This window comes from Neobacillus vireti (genome assembly GCF_036962345.1).
GTDB classification, from domain to species: Bacteria; Bacillota; Bacilli; order Bacillales; family Cytobacillaceae; genus Neobacillus; species Neobacillus vireti_A.
Map to the genome: position 1 here is coordinate 45,228 of NZ_JBALNB010000020.1, position 20,511 is coordinate 65,738.

Genomic DNA, 20,511 nt, shown 5'->3' on the forward strand with positions numbered 1-20,511 from the left:
CAAAACTCGTTGAGAAATCTCCTGATTTGTCCTTCATCCTGGTTATGAAGGACAAAACTCGTTGAGGAATCTCCTGATTTGTCCCTCATCAATCTTTGATGTCGCTGTCCAGATATCACCGTAAATATTAACCCCGCCTTTATATCAAAAACATTGCCACAATTGTGGTGACCACCAGTCCAATGATTACTGGTAGTAAGTTTCGCCTTGCCAATTCAAATGGATCAACATTACAGATAGCTGCAGCAGGGATTAATGCCCAAGGTACCAATGTTCCGCCACCTACCCAAATAGCGGCAATTTGCCCAAGTGCAGTCAGAGTGGCAACACCTTTGCCAATCGCAACAGCAAATAAACCTGCGACTGAACCAGCGAGTGATATTCCAGAAAATCCTGAGCCATCCAAACCTGTAATAGCCCCTACAGTAGTAAGTGTCACCGCTCCGACCACTTTACTTAAAGGTACGATATTCGCTAATGCAATACCTAGGTCGTTTACAATTCCTTGAGATCCGTCCGGTAAAAAGTCCCCAATGATTTTTCCAAAACCAGCATCACCTAAATAGAAGAAGGCAGCAATTGGGATGACAGGTCCAAAAACCTTAAAACCAAAGGTGAAGCCTTCAATTAAATAGCTAGTTGTCTTTTCTAGCCCCTTGTTTTTATGGCTTACCATGGTAATTAGAAGAAGAATAAAAATAGATGTCCCGCCAACTAAAGCAGTAGCTTCCCCGCCAGTCAGTTCAAGGATAAACATAGCTGCTACATCAACTGCAAATAATATTGGCACGAGAATCGCAAGGAATCGCTTTTGTCCAATGGATAGCAGGTTCTTCTCAGAAGTTGTTTCTAAGTCTGAATCGACAGGAACATACGGGGTTGGCTGAAGTAAACCGTTTTTCATATCTCGTTTTAGAAAATAAAAGGCAGCAATCGTAGTTACTATCCCCATCGTGAAAACTAAAGGAATACTAGCACTAATGACATCACCGATTGGAATTCCGGCAGCATCAGAGGTTAATTTTGGTGCAGCTTGAATGACAAAATCGCCTGATAGAGCGATCCCATGTCCAAACAAGTTCATTGCCATGGCAACACCCAAAGCAGGCAGACCTGCCCGCAGCGCTACAGGAAGCAGCACAGCACCTAGAAGAGCAACTGCTGGCGAAGGCCAGAAGAACCATGAAATGACCATCATTAATATACCAATGGTCCAATAGGCGAGTGCCGGGTTGCGGATCAATCTTGTAAAAGGTGAAATCATCACATCGTTGATACCAGTAGAAGTTAGTGTTTTACTCATAGCTACAATGATTGATATAACTAAGATGGTTGATAATAACTCCGTAATCGCATAAATAAAACTGTTGAAAATACTACTAACTGAACTGCTTAAGGATCCTGTTGCGGTGACAGCAATGAGGAATATCCCTAAAATACAAATAAGTGTAGTATCTCTTCGTTTTACCATAAATCCGATAATAAGGGCAATAAAGACAACATATATCCAATGAAGAGCTGACAGTTCGATAAGCATACAATGACCTCCTTTCATCATCTAAGGACGAAAAATAGGTATTCGCCCTTTGGATGTAATACAGAATATGAATCTGCAATAAAGTGGTGAAAGGGATTCCAAGGAAAATTTAATCTGTAAAAACGACTTTTCTTTGACACTTTCCATCTTAACCTATACACAAATAGGATTAATCGATATAGTGAAAACAGTGCTATACTCTATGAAGTTGGTTATTTTAAGCTACATATATTAAAATGAATGAGACAGGTCTTTTGAAAGGTGGATTTATTTACATGTCAAAGCAAATAAACGAAACATTCTTAAAAGCTGCAAGAGGAGAAAAAACTGACCATGTTCCAGTTTGGTTCATGCGTCAAGCAGGTCGCTCTCAGCCAGAGTATAGAGAAATTAAAGAAAAGTACTCTTTGTTTGAAATTACTCATCAGCCTGAGTTATGTGCGTATGTTACCCGTCTGCCAGTAGAGCAGTATAATGTAGATGCTGCTATTCTTTATAAAGATATTATGACTCCACTTCCAGCAATGGGGATGAAAGTAGAAATTAAATCTGGTATTGGTCCAGTTATTGATAATCCAATCACTTCCTTAGCTGATGTTGAAAAACTTGGTGAACTTCATCCGGAAGAGGACGTATCTTATGTTTTAGATACGATAAAAATATTAACTCAAGAACAATTGTCTGTACCCTTAATTGGATTTTCTGGGGCTCCATTTACGCTTGCTAGTTACATGATTGAGGGAGGACCATCAAAAAATTACAATAAAACAAAAGCATTTATGTATTCTGAGCCAAAAGCTTGGTTTGCTTTGATGGATAAACTTGCTGATATGATTATTACATATGTAAAATCACAAATTAAAGCAGGAGCTAAAGCGATACAAATTTTTGATTCCTGGGTCGGGGCATTAAATGTAGAGGACTATCGCTATTTTATTAAACCGGTTATGAACAGAATTTTTACAGAACTAAAAGAAGAAAATGTTCCACTTATTATGTTTGGAGTCGGCGCGAGTCATTTAGCGCTGGAGTGGAATGACCTTCCGATTGATGTGGTTGGATTGGACTGGCGTTTGCCGATTCAACAAGCGAGACAAATGGGAATTCAAAAAACGGTACAAGGTAATCTTGATCCAGCAATACTGTTAGCACCTTGGGATGTAATTGAAGAAAGAGCTAAAGCAATTTTAGATCAAGGCATGGCTCAGGGGGGCTATATCTTTAATCTTGGCCATGGTGTGTTCCCATCCGTAAATCCAGCAACCTTGAAGAGATTAACATCGTTTGTCCATGAGTATTCTGCGTCTAAACGCAGCAATTAAATACTCAAGTGGTAATAATGGTAAAATAGATTATTTTTTGGCACAATATAATATGCGAAAAAAGAAGGAGGGCCCTAACTAATTAGAGGCCCTCTAAATCCTTGATTTGAGGAAACTAGACTTTAAAAGAGGTGCACCAGATGACTAAAAAGAGAATGGGATTACTAGTAATGGCTTACGGGACCCCATATACTTTAGATGACTTGGAACGTTATTATACACATATTCGGCATGGCAGGAAGCCAACTCTCGAAATGTTAGAAGAGTTACGGAATCGCTATGAAGCTATTGGCGGAATTTCTCCCTTAGCAAAGCTTACTCTCGAACAGGCAAAAACATTAGAAGAGCATATTAACACAGTACAAGATAAGATTGAATTTAAAATGTATCTTGGCTTAAAGCATATTGAACCATTTATCGAGGATGCAGTTGCACAAATGCATGCTGATGGAATTGAAGAGGCAGTAAGTATTGTTTTGGCGCCTCATTTCTCAACGTTTAGCATTAAGTCGTATAATAATAGAGCCAAGGAAGAAGCAGAAAGACTCGGTGGTATTGCTATTACTTCCGTTGACAGCTGGTATGCTGAACCTAAATTTATTCATTACTGGGCGGGAAAAATCAAAGAAATATATGACCATATGCCGCAGGAAGAAAAAGATCATGCGATGTTGATTGTTTCAGCCCACAGTCTTCCAGAAAAGATTTTGCAATTTGGTGACCCATATCCAAATCAACTTCAGGAAACAGCAGATTTGATTGCAAAGCAAGCTGGGATAACGAATTATGCAATCGGCTGGCAAAGCGCAGGGAATACGCCAGAACCTTGGCTGGGACCAGATGTTCAAGATTTAACTAAGACTTTGGCTAAAGAATATCCATATAAGGCATTTGTTTATGCACCTGTTGGCTTTGTATGTGAACACTTAGAGGTTCTTTATGACAACGATTATGAGTGCAGAATGGCAGCAAAGGAAGTAGGAGCAAGTTATTATCGCCCTAAAATGCCTAACGCACATGATGATTTAATCCAAGCAATGACATCAGTCATTTTAAAAAAATTAGCAAACTGATATTGATCTGAAACGAAAGTAGGGTGACATCCGTGGCGGAAGAAAAACAGAAGGTAGCGATTATTGGTGGAGGTATTGCAGGGCTTACTGCCGCATACTACCTTCAAAAAATAATAAACGAAAAAAAGCTGCCTCTTGAGATTAAACTGATTGAAGCATCTCACCGTCTCGGAGGTAAAATGCAAACCGTTATTAGAGATGGTTTTATTATTGAAAGAGGTCCTGATTCATTCCTAGCAAGAAAGACAAGCATGACCAGGCTGGCAAAGGAAGTTGGAATGGAGGATCAATTAGTATCAAATTCGACCGGAAAATCCTATTGTTTGGTGAAAGACAAGCTTTATCCAATGCCTGGGGGTTCCATAATGGGAATCCCGACTGAACTCGGACCATTTATTACAACTGGTTTGTTTTCGATTCCGGGGAAGTTAAGAGCAGCAGCGGATTTTATTTTACCAAGATCCCCAGGTAATGTTGACCAATCTTTAGGTGAGTTTTTTCGAAGAAGATTAGGCGATGAGGTAGTTGAAAATCTAATTGAACCGTTATTATCGGGGATTTATGCGGGCGATATTGATCGAATGAGCTTAATGTCGACCTTTCCGCAGTTCTATCAGGTTGAACAAAAATACCGTAGTCTTATTTTGGGTATGAAAAAAAACACACCGGCAAAATCGAAAACTGAAGAACCTGCCGAGAAGAAAAAAGGTGTATTTTTAACCTTTAAAACCGGTCTCCAATCCTTTGCGGAAGCAATTGAAGCAAAACTTGACCCTGACTCAATACTGAAAGGACACCGGGTTGATAAAATTACAAGGACAAATAAACAATACAAGCTTTACTTAAATAACGGTGAAACAATGACAGCGGATTCTATTGTTGCTGCAACACCGCATAAAATTACACAATCTATGTTTTCGGACTATGAATTCTTTGAACCGTTTAAGTCAGTTCCATCTACATCGGTTGCTACGGTTGCCTTAGCGTTTCCAGAGGAAGCAATAAAAAAGGACATTGATGGAACTGGGTTTGTCGTTTCGAGAAATGGAGATTATTCTATTACAGCTTGCACCTGGACACACAAAAAATGGGTTCATTCCACTCCGAAAGGCAAAGTTCTCCTTCGCTGTTATGTTGGAAGAGCTGGAGATGAAACGATTGTTGATCTTTCTGATGACAGAATTATAAAGATTGTTCTTGATGATTTGAGCAGAACGATGGATATAGGAATGCAGCCTGAATTTGCAGTTGTTTCACGCTGGAAAGATTCAATGCCGCAATATACAGTTGGACATAAACAGCGGCTGGAGACCATTAGAGGCCATATAAAAACAGATCTGCCAGGCGTCTTTTTAGCCAGTGCATCCTTTGGCGGTGTTGGACTTCCTGATTGTATTGACCAAGGTGAGGAAGCTGTAAAAGGTGTATTAGAATATTTAAATGTGAAATAATGAACCAGAAGCTATTTTTGAGAATAGCTTCTTTTTTATTCGCAGCTTTTTCAAGTATAGTAAAGGTATGAAAAATCAAGAGGGGGTAGTTTAGATGAAACTTACAATAATAGGTTATTGGGGAGGATACCCAAAAAAGAATGGTGCAAGTTCAGGGTATTTACTTGAGCATAATGGATTTAATCTGCTGATTGATTGTGGCAGTGGTGTTCTTAGCAAGCTGCAAAATATTATCGAACCTGAGGAGCTGGATGCCGTGATACTTTCTCACTATCATCCCGATCATATCGCTGACATTGGGGTTTTACAGCATGCAAGGCTAATTCAGGGCTTTCTAGACAAGAGTTTCCCAACATTACCTCTCTATGGCCACTCCTTCGACCAGGCGGAATTTACGAAACTGACCTATAAAGACATTACAAAGGGAATAAACTATGATCCCAATAGTGTACTTTCTGTTGGACCATTTCAAGTTTCTTTTCTGAAAACCAATCATCCAGTTCCTTGTTATGCAATGAGAATAGAAGCAAACGGGAAGACACTCGTGTACACAGGTGATAGTTCCTATAAAGAAGAATTTATTGAGTTTGGTAAAGGCGCAGATCTATTACTATGTGAATGTAATTTTTATCAGCATCAAGACGGGAAATCTGCAGGTCATATGAACAGCATTGATGCTGGGAGATTTGCAGAAAAAGCAGGTGTTAAACAATTAATTCTAACCCATCTTCCACATTACGGGGACTCATCAAAGCTTATCAGTGAAGCAAATACTGAATATACTGGTATAATAAAACTAGCAGATGAATTTCAAACCATTTTAGTATAAGAAGGAGAAAAGGCAGTATGTTATTTATTGATAATAAAGGAATTACCGACCCGCGTATAAATCTAGCGATAGAAGAATATGCGTTAAAAAATCTTGATATAAATGATACGTATTTATTATTTTACATAAATGAGCCATCTATCATCATTGGGAAGAACCAAAACTCAGTAGAAGAAATTAATACCGAGTATGTTGAGAGGAACGGTATCCATGTAGTGCGCAGGCTGTCTGGCGGCGGCGCAGTATATCATGACCTTGGCAACCTAAATTATAGCTTTATTACAAAAGATGATGGGGATAGTTTTCACAATTTCCGAAAGTTTACTGAGCCGGTGATTACTGCTCTTAAACAAATGGGGGTCAACGCTGAATTAAGCGGGAGAAACGATATCTTGGCTGAAGGAAGGAAAATCTCCGGCAATGCACAATTTTCTACAAAAGGCCGGATGTTTACTCATGGAACTCTCCTTTTTAATTCAGAAATGGAACATATTGTCTCCGCCTTAAGGGTGAAAAAGGATAAAATTGAATCTAAAGGAATTAAGTCAATCCGCAGCAGAGTGGCTAATATTTCTGAATTTTTGAAAGAAAAAATCGATATCGAAGAGTTCCGTTCGTCACTGCTAAAATATATTTTCCAAGGAAAAGAAATAACGGAATATATATTAACGGAAGAGGATTGGGAGAAGATTCACCAAATTTCAAAGGAACGTTATCAAAACTGGGATTGGAACTACGGTAAATCTCCAAAGTTTAATCTTCAGCATTCCCATCGTTTCCCTGTAGGGCAGATTGATGTGCGCTTAGATGTTGAAAGAGGAGTCATTGAGAATTGTAAAATATATGGTGACTTTTTTGGTGTGGGGGATGTAAGTAATATTGAGAATAAACTCAAAGGTGTTCGCTATGAAAAAGGCGATTTGGAAACAGCACTAAAGGATATTGATACAACCTTTTATTTTGGAAATGTCTCCAAAGAAGAATTAATCAATTTAATTTATTAGTATTTGAAACGATGATGAAAATCATCGTTTTTTTTAGGCCCTTCAACCGGTAGGTTAACACAAACACAGTTTACATCCGTTCATATATATATTAGACAAGTACTTAATCTTAACCGTATTTAAAATCTTACTGGAGTGGATGTTTATGGAAGAACTCACCGTCTCTCGCATGACTTTTGAAGAAATTGCTCCTATAGTACCTTATGTGATTAAAGGACGAATGAGGGTAAGAAATACTGAGAATACCATTTGGTTTGGGGCAAAAATGGGAGACGAAGTAGTTGGTATTGTTTCATGTGTTTTAAGAAGGGAATATGTTTATTATAATACTGACTTTGTTCGAAAAGATTACAGAAGTAAAGGAATATATAGACGTTTATTTGAAGAAAGGGATAAATTTGTATTTACCCTAAACAAGGACTTAATTAAGGCAAAATGTACACCATATTCCTTGAATCACTACTTAAAGAATGGTTTTATAGCCACAGCTAAAGGGAGAAGCTTAACCCCTGTGGAAAAAAGATTACGGTAAATAGAAAAAAGAGGAGCAAAAATTGCTCCTCTTTGAGTATTATTGAACGCGACGGGCAGTTTTATAATTTTGTGTTGCCCAATCTGAATTCAAGTTTTCTTTTATTGTTCCTTTACCTCTAATTAAATGAATGAATTGATCATCACCTGCATAAATTCCTACGTTACTAATTGAGGCTCCGCCAAAGAAAATTAAATCACCTTTTTGAAGATTCGCTTTCTCGACAGGCTGTCCTAATGTCGCTTGGTAGCTGGCAAGAGTAGATTTTAAGTTGATGCCATGCTGACCATAAATATATTTCGTGAAACCGCCAGGTGTAAAGGTTAAGGTACTTACATTATAAACATAACCAAAGTTTGCTTTCCCAATAAGGTTTGTGGCAGAAGTAACAATATTATCAGCTTTTGTTGGTACAGCTGGCGTTGGAGCCGGCGCAGGTGCTGGCGTTGGTGCTGGAGCCGGCGCAGGTGCTGGTGTTGGAGCCGGCGCAGGTGTTGGTGTTGGAGCCGGCGCAGGCGTTGGTGCAGGTTCCGGTGTCGGTGTAACTGTTACTGGTGTTTCCGTAATTACACGTCTTGCAGTAATATAGTGCAAATCATTATAATATGGCAGGAACAGAATTCTAGTAACCGTTCCATAGGCAGTAGAGGCTAAGAGTAAGCGATGATCGCCTCCGTAAATACCTACTAATGCTGGTGTATTTGAACCTGTTTTATTGTTAAAGAAGACAAGGTCACCTTTTTTTAGATTATCTTTAGAAACAGGCTGACCCAATTTCATTTGCTCATTCATGTTTGTTGTACCTAGATTTATACCAGCCTGCTTATAAATATGATCAACTAATCCGGCATTTGTAAATGTAGCTGCTGCTGTATTATTCGTTGTAGAATTGATTTTCACCTTATCTTTTAAAGCGAAATAACTAGAAACAACTTGGTCACCTTTTGTAGTAGGGTTTGCTGATAATAGACTTGGAAGTACCCGTTTAGCTTTTACATAGTTGTTACGATAATAAGAAGTGCTATCCAAATCAGAAATAGTAATATTTAATTCAGGGTTTGCCATGTGAATGATCTTATTATCGCCAATATATATCCCAAGATGATCGGTTGGATCCGTGTTTGCTGGGTTGGCGTCAAAGAAAACAAGGTCACCTTTTTGCAGTTGGTCTCGAGGAACTTCATAACCTTGTTCCATCATATATTCTTCTGTTTCGGTCGCTATATCAACTCCATTTTGTGCAAATACATAATTAACAAATGTTGCACAAGCAAATTGATATGGGTAGGTTAATTTCTTCGTACCGTACGTAGCTTTTCCAATTAAATTCTTCGCTGTTGCGATGATTTGGTCTGCTTTTACGTCAACTGCGGCCTGGTTATTGTAGGGGTTTGGGATGGTTGTTGTTGCAGCAGCTGCATGGTTGGTACTTAAATGGAAAGTTGGAATACTCATTCCGCTAAAAGTTATCATTAGGGCAACGGATGTTGTAATTAATTTCTTATTCATATAAAATTTCTCCTCGCTTTCTGTATTTTCTCCCTGCGTAGGAACAAAACCATCGTAACATAGAAAGTGGAGGAGAAACGGTGGAAATTTCTTCCTATAATCTCAATAAATTGCATTAAATCTATTCAAATTCAGCCTATTTTTTTAAGTTGGCCGCTAGTTCAATCATAGAGGTGTTATTTCCAAAACTCTTAATCAAAATGGTTGAATTGTCATTCAGTAATTCTTTTAAAAGTGTGTAAACCTGGCCGTAATCTGTAAATGAATAGGTCTTGCATTTTAACCCAAGTTCGATTGCATAGTTCGCCATTTCCTGTGCACGATTCCCTAACGTAATAATTGTATCTGCGCCATACTTTTTAACAATTTCACCAGCTTGTTTGTGAAGTTGAAGGCTATAATCTCCTAATGAAGTCATATCCGTAAATAAAGCAATTCTATGTTTTTTACCTGCAACATGATTTAAGACCTTCATACCAGCCTCCAATGAGGTCGTGTTGAAGTTCCAAGTATCATCAATAATGGTTGCTCCATTATAACCAGAAGCGATTTCTAAGTGCCTTCCCAGGTTTTTGAATGTCTTTAACCGTTCTGCCGCTTGTTTCAGATCTATGCCTATTTCATTCACTGCTGCTAATGCTGCTAATGCATTAGCGACTTGATGCTCTCCATATCCGGGAATAAAGATGGGCATGCTTCCATTATTGGATTGGAGAACAAACCTCATCCCGCCATCTCGGTATTCAATGCCGGTTGCACGGAAATCAGCACGATTTTTGATACCAAAGTACACAATCTTTCCTTTAAAGTTCTCTAAACTGATTGACTTTGTTTTCTCATCATCAGCATTCAAGATTAAAACACCATCATCCTCTAAACCTGCAGCCATTTCTCCTTTTGCTTTTATATAAGCATCAATGGTTTTACAGGCATTCAAATGACATGCACCGATGTTTGTAATAATACCAATTGTTGGTTTAAAATATCTGCAAGCATTCCTGACATCTCCAGGCATACCTACAGCAGTTTCGAAGACGGCCGCATCGGTATGCTCATCTATTCCTATAAGATAGTGCAGGTGAGCAAGCCTAGAATTATTACTGTTTACTGTATATCGAACATTTTTTTTCTCACGAAGGATATGTGCAATCATTTCCTTCGTGGTTGTCTTACCACATGTTCCCGTTACAGCTACAACTGGAATAGAAAACAATTGCCGGTAGTATTCAATAAATTTCCATAGTGCGCTTTTTACATTGGCCACCCTAATCACAGTTAACCCTTCAATGGATTTAAGTGGACCGAAAGAATGGTCAATGACGATTGCACAAGGAAGTCTGGATTTAATGTAATTTAAATCAAATTCGAATTTTCTTCGAATAAATATGAGTACGTTTCTCTTTTTTCTTCGTATATTTTTATAATAAGGGATATAATCAATGACCAAATTATCTGATCCCAGCAGAAGCTCACCATTGATGATTTTTCTGATTTCTGAAATAGAAAAAGCTTTCATGATTTCTTCATTTCACTTCCCACTTGTAAAGTAAATTCACTTTTTAGTGTATGACACACTTTATTCGTGGGATTGCACAAATAACTATATTTTACTCATTATCATATTTAATGAATTGCTGAAAAAGTCTATCCAAAACTCCATTTCTTTCATAACATATAGGGCGTTCATCTTTGTCAGGGGAAATAGGAGTGAGAAGAATGAGAACGATCATTTTTATCGGTGTAAATAAATCGGGATCGAGCAGGGAAGCAGTAAAAGCTGCAAATGATTTAGGCTATTATACGGTTGTATTTACAGATCAAGAAAAACAAATCCAGCAAAGAAACGAATATCAGGATGTTCATCTACTCACATTGGTTGATACTAAAAATATAGATGAATTAAAAGGCCAAATAAGGTTATTACAACAAAGGGGACACGAGATAGTAGTGATCACCAGCTTTGTTGATAATTACGTTTATACAGCTTCGTTATTAGCTGATGAATTTTGTAACAACCTTTTATCCACTGATGCGATTTCGATAATGGAAAATAAAGAAAAGACACGAACCTTTTTTTCAAATCAATCTTTTACACCTGAATTTAAATTAGTATCAAAGAAAGCTCAACTCCCAGTTGAATTGGACCTAAATAACTTTCATTTCCCAGTAGTCGTGAAGTATGCCTCTTCTACAGGCTCGAGAGATGTACTTTTTGCCTCCAACTTGAAAGAGCTAGGAAAAAATGTAGGTAAATTGAGGACGAAGAATCCAAATGAAACCATCATTATTGAAGAATATGTGGATGGTGACCAATACCTAGTTGAAGTTTTAGTCACCAATTGGCAAATCCAAATTGGTGCCATTATTAAGCAGGAAATTACCAAGGGTAAACGGTTTATTGTTACTGGATATGGTGTGTTAGCTGAAGTACCGTATTATATAGAGGAGAGTTTACTTAATGTAATCGAAATAATTGTCTCTTTATTAGCATTTAAAAATGGTGCTTTTCATTTGGAACTTAGATTGACAGAGGACGGCTGGAAATTGATTGAAATTAACCCTAGAATATCTGGTGGAGCCATGAACAAGATGATTCAGGCTGCTCATGGTTATAGCCTCGTGGAAGAGACATTAAAGATGTTAGCCGGAGAGGAACCGTCACTAGAAATGCGTACAAGGCACAATGTTTATACACAATATGTGATACTTGAAAACAAGGGGATTTTAGAAAAGGTTACAGGGAAAAACAGGGCAATGTCTACACCTGGGGTAGTTGAAGTGTACGTAAAGCCAAAGAGTGGAACGTATTTAACTCCTCCGTTATCCATGGGACACCGGTATGCATATGTTATTGCTAAAGGGGATACCCTGGAAGAGGCACAAAGCATAGCAAAGCAAGCTGCAAATGAACTTACATTTCATATTCGAACAGAGTAAAAAAAATCCCCATACTCGTTATTATGGGGGTTTTTTTTGCTATTCTTTAATACCTAAGGTTGAGTTGATAAATTGAACTGTATTAAACATATTCATTATACTTGCGCCTTTTACAAGAATGGTATCTTTTTCTAGTAAAATATCTAAGAGGTATTCGTGCATCGTATCTTCATTCAGGAAATGTTTGAAATTTTGTGGAGGTAACCCTGCCTTGATTGCCTCAAGTCCAATATCTTTGGCATACCGGCCATAGGTAATCACAACATCTACGCCTTGTTTAACTAAATAGTTACCTATTTTTTGATATTGCTCCATTCTTCTATCGCCAAGTCCTATCATCCTGCCGAGTACGGCTATTTTTCTGGCAGGGCTAATATTTTTTAAAACATCTATGGCTGCAATGACGCCTTGAGGTGTGGAGTGAACAGAATCATCGATTAAGTTAATCCCAAAATTTAAGTGGTAGACCGTTAATCGTCTCGGCGGCTTTCTGAATAGTAACCCTGATTTAATTTCTTGCGGCGAGAAGCCAAGATAATCTGCCACGGCAATCGCATTTAAAGCATTATAAACATGGTGCTCACCATATATCGGAATGAAAAACGACCATTCTTTATTGTGAAGCATGACCTTGAACCTCATGCCGCTATCAGCATAGGAAACATGATAGGCTCGATAATCCGCATCATTTTTTACTCCAATTGTAATAATATTCCCTTTAAATTGGTCAGTTTCGAGTAATTTGGAATTTTCGTCATCCTTGTTAATAAATAAAATGCCATTTTTCTTTGTTCCATGGATTAATTCAGATTTGGCTTTGGCAATTTTTCTAATATCGCCATCAAAATTTCCAATATGTGCCATTCCTACATTCGTGACCACACTAATATTTGGCTGAATAATCCGGCAATGTTCGGTGATCACTCCTGGGAACCCCATCCCATACTCTAAAACAACGGCCTGATGGCTGGAATTAATTAAATCAGCATGTATTTGAGTATGGTCCGTTCGATTCCAGTAATCCTTTGATTCAAATGTATTCCATCTTGTACGAAGGATAGAGGATATAAAAGATTTTGTTGTTGTTTTTCCTGCGCTCCCGGTAACAGCAATAATGGGAATTTTTCTCTTCTCCAAATCCATCTTCTTAAAGCGTCTAATTTCCTGCTTAACCTTTTCATTATGATGGGCCAAGTATAATGCATATTGGATTGTGTTTCTTACCACATCAAGTTCTAAATAAAAGGCAGGAGGGCAGCCAGGGCGCCAGTTTACTTCATAAATCCAAAGTTTCTGGTTTTCGTCTAAACCAACATCAATTCCAATCTCATCTATGACCTCCGAATATTCAAGCATTTGAAGCTCATCGAGATGCCGAGCAAGTGAAAGGGTGAAGTATTCGAGTGTCCTCTTTAAATTAAAAGCCTCCTCTTCACCAAACTCCTGGTTTAGGAAGGGTTCTAAATATTTGGTATATCCACCATTATTAATATTGGTAATAATGGTGCCATCTGTTGCGATTCGAGGATAAATGGCGGTAATGACCCATTTACCTTCCCCATTTTTCTGGGCATGAAGGCGAAAATCAAAGATCAATCCTTTTTTAGTTTTACTGCTAATATATGGTTGAACAATATAAGTGTTTTCTTGCAGTAAAGCTTCTAAAAACACCTTCAGTTCCTTTTGTGTATAACTCTTATCCTTACAATCCTTATTGACAATAAAGCCATTCTTGGTTGTTTGGATAAAGTATATTCCTTGTCCTTTCCTGCCATCCATAGGCTTTACCACAACGTTCTCATATTCTCGTAAAAATCCACTAAGATCATTCCAGTTCCTAAGCACTTTTGCCGGGATTAAATAATTTGAGAATTGTTTTCCCTTTTTTAGCCTTTCATTTATTGTCCATTTATTCCCCAATGAAACGGTAGTAAAAGGAATCCTTTCCTTTAACTGATTAATAATATCTTTTGAAACATCAAGTTTCTCTGGACTGCCCGTATTGTAGATAACATCTGGGAAAGGTGTTGTTACTTCCTGCCAAGAAGCATTTTTATATTCATAACCCTCAATCGTCTGGTTATCAAAATTTACACTCTTCGGTGTAAAATATACAAAATCCGCACCTTCCGCCTTTGCAACAACAGCATAGGCATAGGACTTTATAACGGTAGCTGGATCTTTTCTATGATGGAGCATGCCAATTAAGGTCATGGAAATCCCCCTTCCTTATCACATAATTACTACTGTTAAAATATGATTACTCTGACTATTTTGTTATGGTCAAATGCGGAAGTAGTAACGTGTTCTTTCTTGACGAAATTTATATTTGAATACTTAAATTTGATTTATTGTTTGTGGATTTAATGTCTATCTACAAGAGGTCGAAAAAGTACTTTATAACCATCCTGAATCTTCGCCATGTTTTTTTATTTCATTTTATTCGAAAATTTGTTAAAATTTAGCTTTGATTCAAGCGTGAAATTTGTCTAGCTTCAGGCGCCATTGGCTCGAGGTCGTAAGCAATCCGTCAAGAAGGTTAAAAAGCAACCTTCATGCCGGCTCGTCTTACGCTTGTCGCCGATAGGCAGGCGCCTTATGCTTTTCTTTGGAGGGGTCAAGTTGTCGGAAATTGCAATAGGAAAAGAATCGTCTGAATTTAAAAAGGGACTCCAGGCAGGTATCAGCATCGGGATTGGATATTTTCCCATAGCACTTACGTTTGGTCTTCTAGCTAAAACATCAGGACTATCTATTTATGAATCAGTGTTAATGAGTATGATTGTATTTGCTGGTGCCTCACAATATATCTCATTGAGTTTGCTTACCTATGGGACAGGAATCATAGAAATTGTTTTAACGACCTTTATTGTAAACATTCGCCATTTTCTGATGTCCACTTCCTTGAATGAAAAGTGTGAGGATGACCATCTTGGGAATAAAATGCTCTATTCTTTTGGAATTACCGATGAAACATTCTCTGTGGTGGCGACCAAAGAAGGAACAGCAGCAACTGGTTTTATGTTTGGCGTAAATTCAGTTGCCTACTCGAGTTGGGTTGTTTTTACCGCGATTGGTCACTTGATTGGAGCAAGCCTTCCACAAACACTGCAGGAGAGTATGGGAGTTGCCCTTTATGCGATGTTCATTGGACTCCTGGTTCCATCTTTGAAAAAAAGTGTTAAGGTAGTATATCTTGCTGTACTGGCAGCAATATTTAATTCGATTTTTACACTTGGGGAGATATTGGCACAAGGATGGGCAATTGTTTCTTCCACCATTTTGTCAGCTGTTCTTATTGAGTTGATTGAAGTGGTAAAAGCAAAACATTGGGGTGTAAAGGATGAAAAGTGAAATTGTTTGGATGATTATTGGGATGGGGTTAGTTACATATATACCAAGAATGCTTCCGTTTGTTTTGTTTAAAGGAAAAGAACTTCCCACATTTATTCAAGGAGTACTAAAAAACGTGCCCTACGCCACACTCGGTGCATTAATTTTCCCAGCTATTCTTTTGCTTCAAAAAGATGATATCTGGTATGGAATCGTTGGTGCTTCCGCAGCTTTTGCTGCTGCATTTTTAGGAGCGAATGTAATTGTTGTCGTTCTTGGGTCCATTACAGTCCTAGCTGTATATTCTTATTTTCTCTAAGCCGGTAAAATCCGGCTTTTTGTTGTTCTAAATATGAACGTACATACTAAACTATGTATAGAGAGGTTGTACAAAAAGGAGGACAAAACATGGTTAGAAAAATGGGAGTCTATGCAGTTTTGGCCTATGTAATATATGGGTTGTTTTTTTATTGGTATTTATTTCATTTTACAGACTCAAACCTGCCCTTCGAATTTCAAGGAACCAAAGCAGATCCCGCAACTTTTTTAAATGGCAGGGAGTTAATGTTAAGTGAAGAGTATTCAAAAATCAGAAATCTGTTGTTTTTTCTATCGACACCATTCGAATGGCTTTTTTATTTTCTAATACTATTAGTTGGATTTTCTAAAGCGTTCAAATCGTGGGCTGAAAATTCATCAAAGTACAAACTGCTTCAAACAGCTATTTACCTTATTTGGCTATCGTTCTTTGCATTTGTTGCAACATTTCCTTTAAGCTATATCGGCTATACTTTGTCAAAGTCCTATAACATCTCAACACAAAGCTTTGCTTCTTGGATGAAGGATGAACTAATTGATTTCTGGATCAATTTTGGAACACTAATGATTATTGTGCCAGTATTATACTGGTTGATGAAAAGAAGTGTAAAACGCTGGTGGTTTTATGCATGGTTATTGTCTGTACCGTTTACTTTGTTCTTGATGTTTTTACAACCTATTGTGATTGACCCTTTGTACAATGACTTTTATCCTTTAAAAAATAAGGAACTTGAGACAAAAATACTATCATTAGCTGAAAAAGCACAGATCCCGGCAGAACATGTTTTTGAAGTAAATATGGCGGACAAGACAAATTCTTTGAATGCTTATGTAACAGGCATTGGTTCAAACGCGAGAATTGTGTTATGGGATACAACCTTAAATAAGTTATCAAATGACCAAATTTTATTTATCATGGCACATGAAATCTGTCATTATGTTGAGAAGCATATTTATATCGGTATTGCCTTGTATTTACTTTTTTCATTAGTTGGTTTATATCTCACGTATCGAATAATGAATTGGGCAGTTAGTCGCTTTGGAAAGGAATTAAAAATACCTGATGTCAAAGACATTCGATCTTTGCCTCTATTTTTTATGATTCTTTCGATGTTAATGTTTGTTTCCAGTCCTTTCAGCAACCTGATTTCTCGTTATGAGGAAAAACGCGCTGATCAATACGCAATAAATATGACTCAAAATCCAGAATCAGCCATTACATCCTTCCAGGAATTAACAAAATCAGGGCTGACCCAGGTGAATCCGCCATTACTTGTAAAGATATTCCGTTATAGTCATCCTACCATGTTGGAGCGTATTTCTACTCTGGAAGAATTTGAAATAAAACAAAGGATAAAAGATAAATAATGGCTGTAGATTAAGAAAGGGCCTAAATAAAAAATGGGAGAGGAGTTTTGAGCTCCTTTCCCGTTTTTGTGACTACGTTCCAAATCGTTTGTTTATTTCGATAAGTTGTTTAGACAGGTAGTAAAAATGTTGTTTATCTCGATGGTCAATGGCAAGGTCAATTTTTTTTTGCAGTTTTTCTTTTTCAATCGTCAATTGAATTTCTGATAAGAGCATATCAATGTACAAATCCTGAACGAAGTTCTCTTTCCGTTGACGTTTCATGGCACCAATTTTCATTAATTCCGTGTATGATTTCTCATTCATCAAAATCACCTCTGATGCTTTTTAATATTATATGGTTTTTTTTTGATAATATCAATCAATTATTATAATTTTCCGACATATATTTTCGTAACTTTGTGAATAAATTCGCAACAATTTTGAAAAATTAATCAACTAGGAAACAAACATGCTATGATGGGTAATATTGCTAATGGAGTTGAAAAAATGAAGCTGAGGCAAATTGAAGAATATGAGGTAAATCCATATACGATGTTTATTAAACCTATCGCGTATGGCAGTAAAATTTATTCAGAGATCGTTGAAGTAGAAGATGAATTTTTATCCCCCTTCAAACCGCTTGATATTATAAGAACCAGTTGTGAATATTATGGATGTGATTATGAAGGTCGCAGGAATGGTACGAAACAATTAGTTGGGTACGCGCATAAAATTCCAATTGCGATCGATCCCACCAACCGGATATTTTTCTTCCCTACAACATCACCTAACCGACAAGAGTGCATTTGGATTTCCCATGAACATGTAAAAGATTATGACCGTATTAATCCGCAAGAAACATTAGTTCTTTTTAACAACAATCAGTCCTTTAAATTTCCGATATCGTACAGCACGATTAGTTCTCAATTAGAGCGGACAGCGTATTTAAGAACAAAGCTAATGCAAAGAATTGAATTTAATGAAAGGAAATCTTTTTATTTATTACAACGTCCCAAGAACATAGAAGCATCGGAAAATTTCAATACGTATGATAAAGAAAAGTTAAAGAAGTAACTGTAAGGTCTTATCGAGATAGGTTCTATTTTAGAAAATAAAACTCCATTAACTCTTGAACTTTATTGCGAATTCTTGGATTAAAGTAATTATGAGACTCCTCATACCCTTTATATAAGAACATATACATAGTAAAAGCATCGTCCCGTTTTGTCTCGATTACTTGGAGTTTATGCTGCTTCATATATTTTTTTACTTCTGCTAATTCCTTTTGAATGGTCTTCATTGTTTCTTCAATTAGTAATAAATATGGTTTTTTTAATTTAAAAGGACTCTTTTCTACTATGGTTAAATCACGATTTAAGACAATCAATACCATGGGTAAATAGATGGCTTTTTCCATTATATTGCGATCTTCCTCTGGAATTCTGGTCATCCATTATCGGCACCTTTCTAGTTTTTATCATTAGAACGTTTGTTCTTGTTTAATCATACGAAAATTTAATCTAAAACGCAATGCTTAAAAGCTTGCGTTTTTTTATTTGCAAAATTTGGTACGAGTATGAGAAAGTTTTTTATAGAAGGATATTATCTCGGAGAAAATGAATTATATAATAGAACCATAAAAATAAATACATTATACATAGATGGGTGAGTTGGTATGAGATATGAAAGACATAAAAAAAGAAAAAAAAGAAAATCAACATCTATATTATTAGTTCTCTTGGTGTTAATAAGTGCAACAGCTGGTTATGTATTTTTTCAATATAAACAAGGAGTTAATCAATCTTTAGAGAAAATTAATAATGAGGAAAAACAAAGCGATATAAATAGTGAAGTTTATGCTTTTGAGGGTAAAAAGGATCAATATGGTGCCACTAATATTCTGTTGCTAGGCAGTGATGCCCGGGGGAATGAGAAGGCTCGGGCCGATACGATCATGATTGCGCATTATAATGAAGATAAAGGGACATATAAAATATCGTCTATTATGAGGGATAGTTATGTCAGTATTCCAGGGCATGGTAAGCATAAAATCAATTCTGCTTTTATGCGGGGCGGTCCTGAACTTATGAGAAAAACAATCAAAGAAAACTTTGAAATAGACCTGCAATATTATGCGATTGTGGACTTTGAAGGGTTTGTACAATTAATAGATGAAGCCTTCCCTAAAGGTGTAGAAATAAATGTTGAGAAACGAATGAAAGAATACATAGAAGTTCCGTTAGAACCTGGACTTCAAAGGTTAAATGGCGAGCAAATGCTTAGCTTTGTGCGGTTTCGGCATGACGCAATAGGTGACTTTGGCCGCGTTCAGCGTCAACAGCAGGCACTTCAAGCTATTGGGGATCAACTTACAGGGATCCAAACGATTCCAAAGCTGCCAAAATTAATCGGGGTGGTCACCCCATATATTAATACAAATATGGATACAGGTGATATTTTATTTATGGCAAAGGATTTCTTTGCAAAGGGTAGAGGTAATATTGAGACTTTTAGGATTCCGATAGAAAATGGATATAAAGATGCAAATATAAAGGGGGAAGGTGCTGTATTGGATTTAGATTTAGAAATGAATAATGAGGCTTTTCACCAATTTTTAACACAATAAGCAAAAAGAAACTGCAGAATTTTAAGGAGCATTCTTATGGACATCGAAGCATTCAAAGCATGGTTCACTCTTGAAAATATAATGGACTTAATTCAAGAATACAGGTCATTTGGACCATTACCAGGTATCGTGCTGCCCATGATTGAGGCATTTTTGCCATTTTTGCCATTGGTCATATTTGTAATGGCGAATGCAAGTGCTTTCGGGCTTTGGTTAGGGTTCTTATATTCTTGGGTGGGCTCTTGCTTAGGAGCACTATTACTATTTTTACTAATAAGAAGGTACGGACAAAAGAGACTATTTTCTTTTCTTTCCAAACACCAAAAGGTTCGGAAGTTGATGGATTGGGTGGATCGCCATGGTTTTGGACCGTTGTTTCTACTGCTCTGTTTCCCATTTACACCATCTGTAATTGTAAATGTTGTAGCAGGTCTTTCAAAAATCAGTATGTATCAATACATGCTTGCTGTTGCGATTGGCAAGATGGTAATGATCTTTACCATTAGTTTTGTAGGATATGATCTTCGATCATTGATTACTCAACCCTACCGCACAGGGATAGTTTTAGTCGTTATTTTTATTCTTTGGTATGTTGGAAAAAGAATTGAAGTAAGATTGAATAAGCGCATTGAAAATGACCATAATGAGGAGATAAATAGAGGTAAAGAATTGAAGAAAAGGAGGAGTTAA

At 37.1% G+C, this 20,511-nt stretch carries 19 protein-coding genes; 13 read left to right on the forward strand and 6 right to left on the reverse strand.

Annotated elements, in window-relative coordinates:
• Positions 1–139: 139 nt before the first annotated feature.
• Entirely contained in the window at positions 140–1,537 is a 1,398-nt protein-coding gene (locus V7108_RS23560) for a hypothetical protein (protein ID WP_335569619.1), read from the reverse strand.
• A gap of 275 nt (positions 1,538–1,812) precedes the next feature.
• Here V7108_RS23560 and hemE point away from each other — a divergent pair, with 275 nt between their 5' ends.
• The 6 genes from hemE to V7108_RS23590 all read left to right on the forward strand — a co-directional run bounded on the left by hemE (position 1,813) and on the right by V7108_RS23590 (position 7,748).
• Entirely contained in the window at positions 1,813–2,859 is a 1,047-nt protein-coding gene (hemE, locus tag V7108_RS23565) for a uroporphyrinogen decarboxylase (RefSeq protein ID WP_335517692.1), read from the forward strand.
• 140 nt (positions 2,860–2,999) lie between these two features.
• The gene (gene hemH / locus V7108_RS23570; RefSeq protein WP_335517689.1) at positions 3,000–3,932 is read left to right on the forward strand and encodes a ferrochelatase; all 933 of its coding nucleotides are present in this window, start codon (positions 3,000–3,002) and stop codon (positions 3,930–3,932) included.
• Between the two features lie 32 nt (positions 3,933–3,964).
• A complete protein-coding gene (hemY, locus tag V7108_RS23575) occupies positions 3,965–5,383 on the forward strand; it encodes a protoporphyrinogen oxidase (RefSeq protein ID WP_335517686.1) in 1,419 nt (472 codons plus the stop codon).
• Between the two features lie 94 nt (positions 5,384–5,477).
• Positions 5,478–6,212 (forward strand): MBL fold metallo-hydrolase, encoded by a 735-nt coding sequence (locus V7108_RS23580; RefSeq protein ID WP_335569620.1) that lies wholly within the window; start codon positions 5,478–5,480, stop codon positions 6,210–6,212.
• Positions 6,213–6,229: 17 nt separating this feature from the next.
• Positions 6,230–7,216, forward strand: coding sequence for a lipoate--protein ligase (locus V7108_RS23585; protein ID WP_335569621.1), 987 nt, complete (start codon positions 6,230–6,232; stop codon positions 7,214–7,216).
• A 145-nt stretch (positions 7,217–7,361) separates the two neighbouring features.
• A complete protein-coding gene (locus tag V7108_RS23590) occupies positions 7,362–7,748 on the forward strand; it encodes a GNAT family N-acetyltransferase (RefSeq protein WP_335519403.1) in 387 nt (128 codons plus the stop codon).
• Between the two features lie 39 nt (positions 7,749–7,787).
• On the opposite strand, the gene V7108_RS23595 is transcribed toward V7108_RS23590, so the two are convergent.
• Together V7108_RS23595 and V7108_RS23600 are read right to left on the reverse strand one after the other, a co-directional pair.
• Positions 7,788–9,257, reverse strand: a complete 1,470-nt coding sequence (locus V7108_RS23595; RefSeq protein ID WP_335569622.1) for a C40 family peptidase — start codon at positions 9,255–9,257, stop codon at positions 7,788–7,790.
• A 136-nt stretch (positions 9,258–9,393) separates the two neighbouring features.
• Positions 9,394–10,773 carry a UDP-N-acetylmuramoyl-tripeptide--D-alanyl-D-alanine ligase gene (locus tag V7108_RS23600; protein WP_335519397.1) on the reverse strand — a complete coding sequence of 460 codons (1,380 nt, stop codon included), beginning with the start codon at positions 10,771–10,773 and terminating at the stop codon, positions 9,394–9,396.
• A gap of 200 nt (positions 10,774–10,973) precedes the next feature.
• Here V7108_RS23600 and V7108_RS23605 point away from each other — a divergent pair, with 200 nt between their 5' ends.
• Positions 10,974–12,194, forward strand: a complete 1,221-nt coding sequence (locus tag V7108_RS23605; protein WP_335519393.1) for an ATP-grasp domain-containing protein — start codon at positions 10,974–10,976, stop codon at positions 12,192–12,194.
• A 39-nt stretch (positions 12,195–12,233) separates the two neighbouring features.
• Here V7108_RS23605 and V7108_RS23610 read toward each other — a convergent pair whose 3' ends face one another.
• A complete protein-coding gene (locus V7108_RS23610) occupies positions 12,234–14,408 on the reverse strand; it encodes a YheC/YheD family protein (RefSeq protein WP_335519390.1) in 2,175 nt (724 codons plus the stop codon).
• A 408-nt stretch (positions 14,409–14,816) separates the two neighbouring features.
• On the opposite strand from V7108_RS23610, the gene V7108_RS23615 reads away from it, so the two are divergent.
• The 3 genes from V7108_RS23615 to V7108_RS23625 all read left to right on the forward strand — a co-directional run bounded on the left by V7108_RS23615 (position 14,817) and on the right by V7108_RS23625 (position 17,213).
• Positions 14,817–15,548, forward strand: a complete 732-nt coding sequence (locus V7108_RS23615) for an AzlC family ABC transporter permease (protein WP_335519387.1) — start codon at positions 14,817–14,819, stop codon at positions 15,546–15,548.
• Positions 15,538–15,846 carry an AzlD domain-containing protein gene (locus V7108_RS23620; RefSeq protein WP_335519385.1) on the forward strand — a complete coding sequence of 103 codons (309 nt, stop codon included), beginning with the start codon at positions 15,538–15,540 and terminating at the stop codon, positions 15,844–15,846. The genes V7108_RS23615 and V7108_RS23620 overlap by 11 nt, the downstream gene beginning before the upstream one ends.
• 89 nt (positions 15,847–15,935) lie before the next feature.
• On the forward strand, positions 15,936–17,213 hold the full coding sequence (locus V7108_RS23625; protein WP_335519383.1) for a M48 family metallopeptidase: 1,278 nt from the start codon (positions 15,936–15,938) through the stop codon (positions 17,211–17,213).
• Between the two features lie 72 nt (positions 17,214–17,285).
• On the opposite strand, the gene V7108_RS23630 is transcribed toward V7108_RS23625, so the two are convergent.
• Positions 17,286–17,519, reverse strand: coding sequence for an IDEAL domain-containing protein (locus tag V7108_RS23630; protein ID WP_335569623.1), 234 nt, complete (start codon positions 17,517–17,519; stop codon positions 17,286–17,288).
• A 183-nt stretch (positions 17,520–17,702) separates the two neighbouring features.
• On the opposite strand from V7108_RS23630, the gene V7108_RS23635 reads away from it, so the two are divergent.
• Positions 17,703–18,269, forward strand: coding sequence for a competence protein ComK (locus V7108_RS23635; RefSeq protein WP_335519378.1), 567 nt, complete (start codon positions 17,703–17,705; stop codon positions 18,267–18,269).
• A gap of 25 nt (positions 18,270–18,294) precedes the next feature.
• Here the strand turns inward: V7108_RS23635 and V7108_RS23640 are convergent, their stop codons facing one another.
• Positions 18,295–18,645, reverse strand: a complete 351-nt coding sequence (locus V7108_RS23640; protein ID WP_335569624.1) for a hypothetical protein — start codon at positions 18,643–18,645, stop codon at positions 18,295–18,297.
• 225 nt (positions 18,646–18,870) lie between these two features.
• Between V7108_RS23640 and V7108_RS23645 the strand changes: the two genes are divergently transcribed.
• Both V7108_RS23645 and V7108_RS23650 read left to right on the forward strand, forming a co-directional pair.
• Entirely contained in the window at positions 18,871–19,821 is a 951-nt protein-coding gene (locus V7108_RS23645; RefSeq protein ID WP_335569625.1) for an LCP family protein, read from the forward strand.
• 36 nt (positions 19,822–19,857) lie between these two features.
• Positions 19,858–20,511 (forward strand): TVP38/TMEM64 family protein, encoded by a 654-nt coding sequence (locus V7108_RS23650; RefSeq protein ID WP_335569626.1) that lies wholly within the window; start codon positions 19,858–19,860, stop codon positions 20,509–20,511.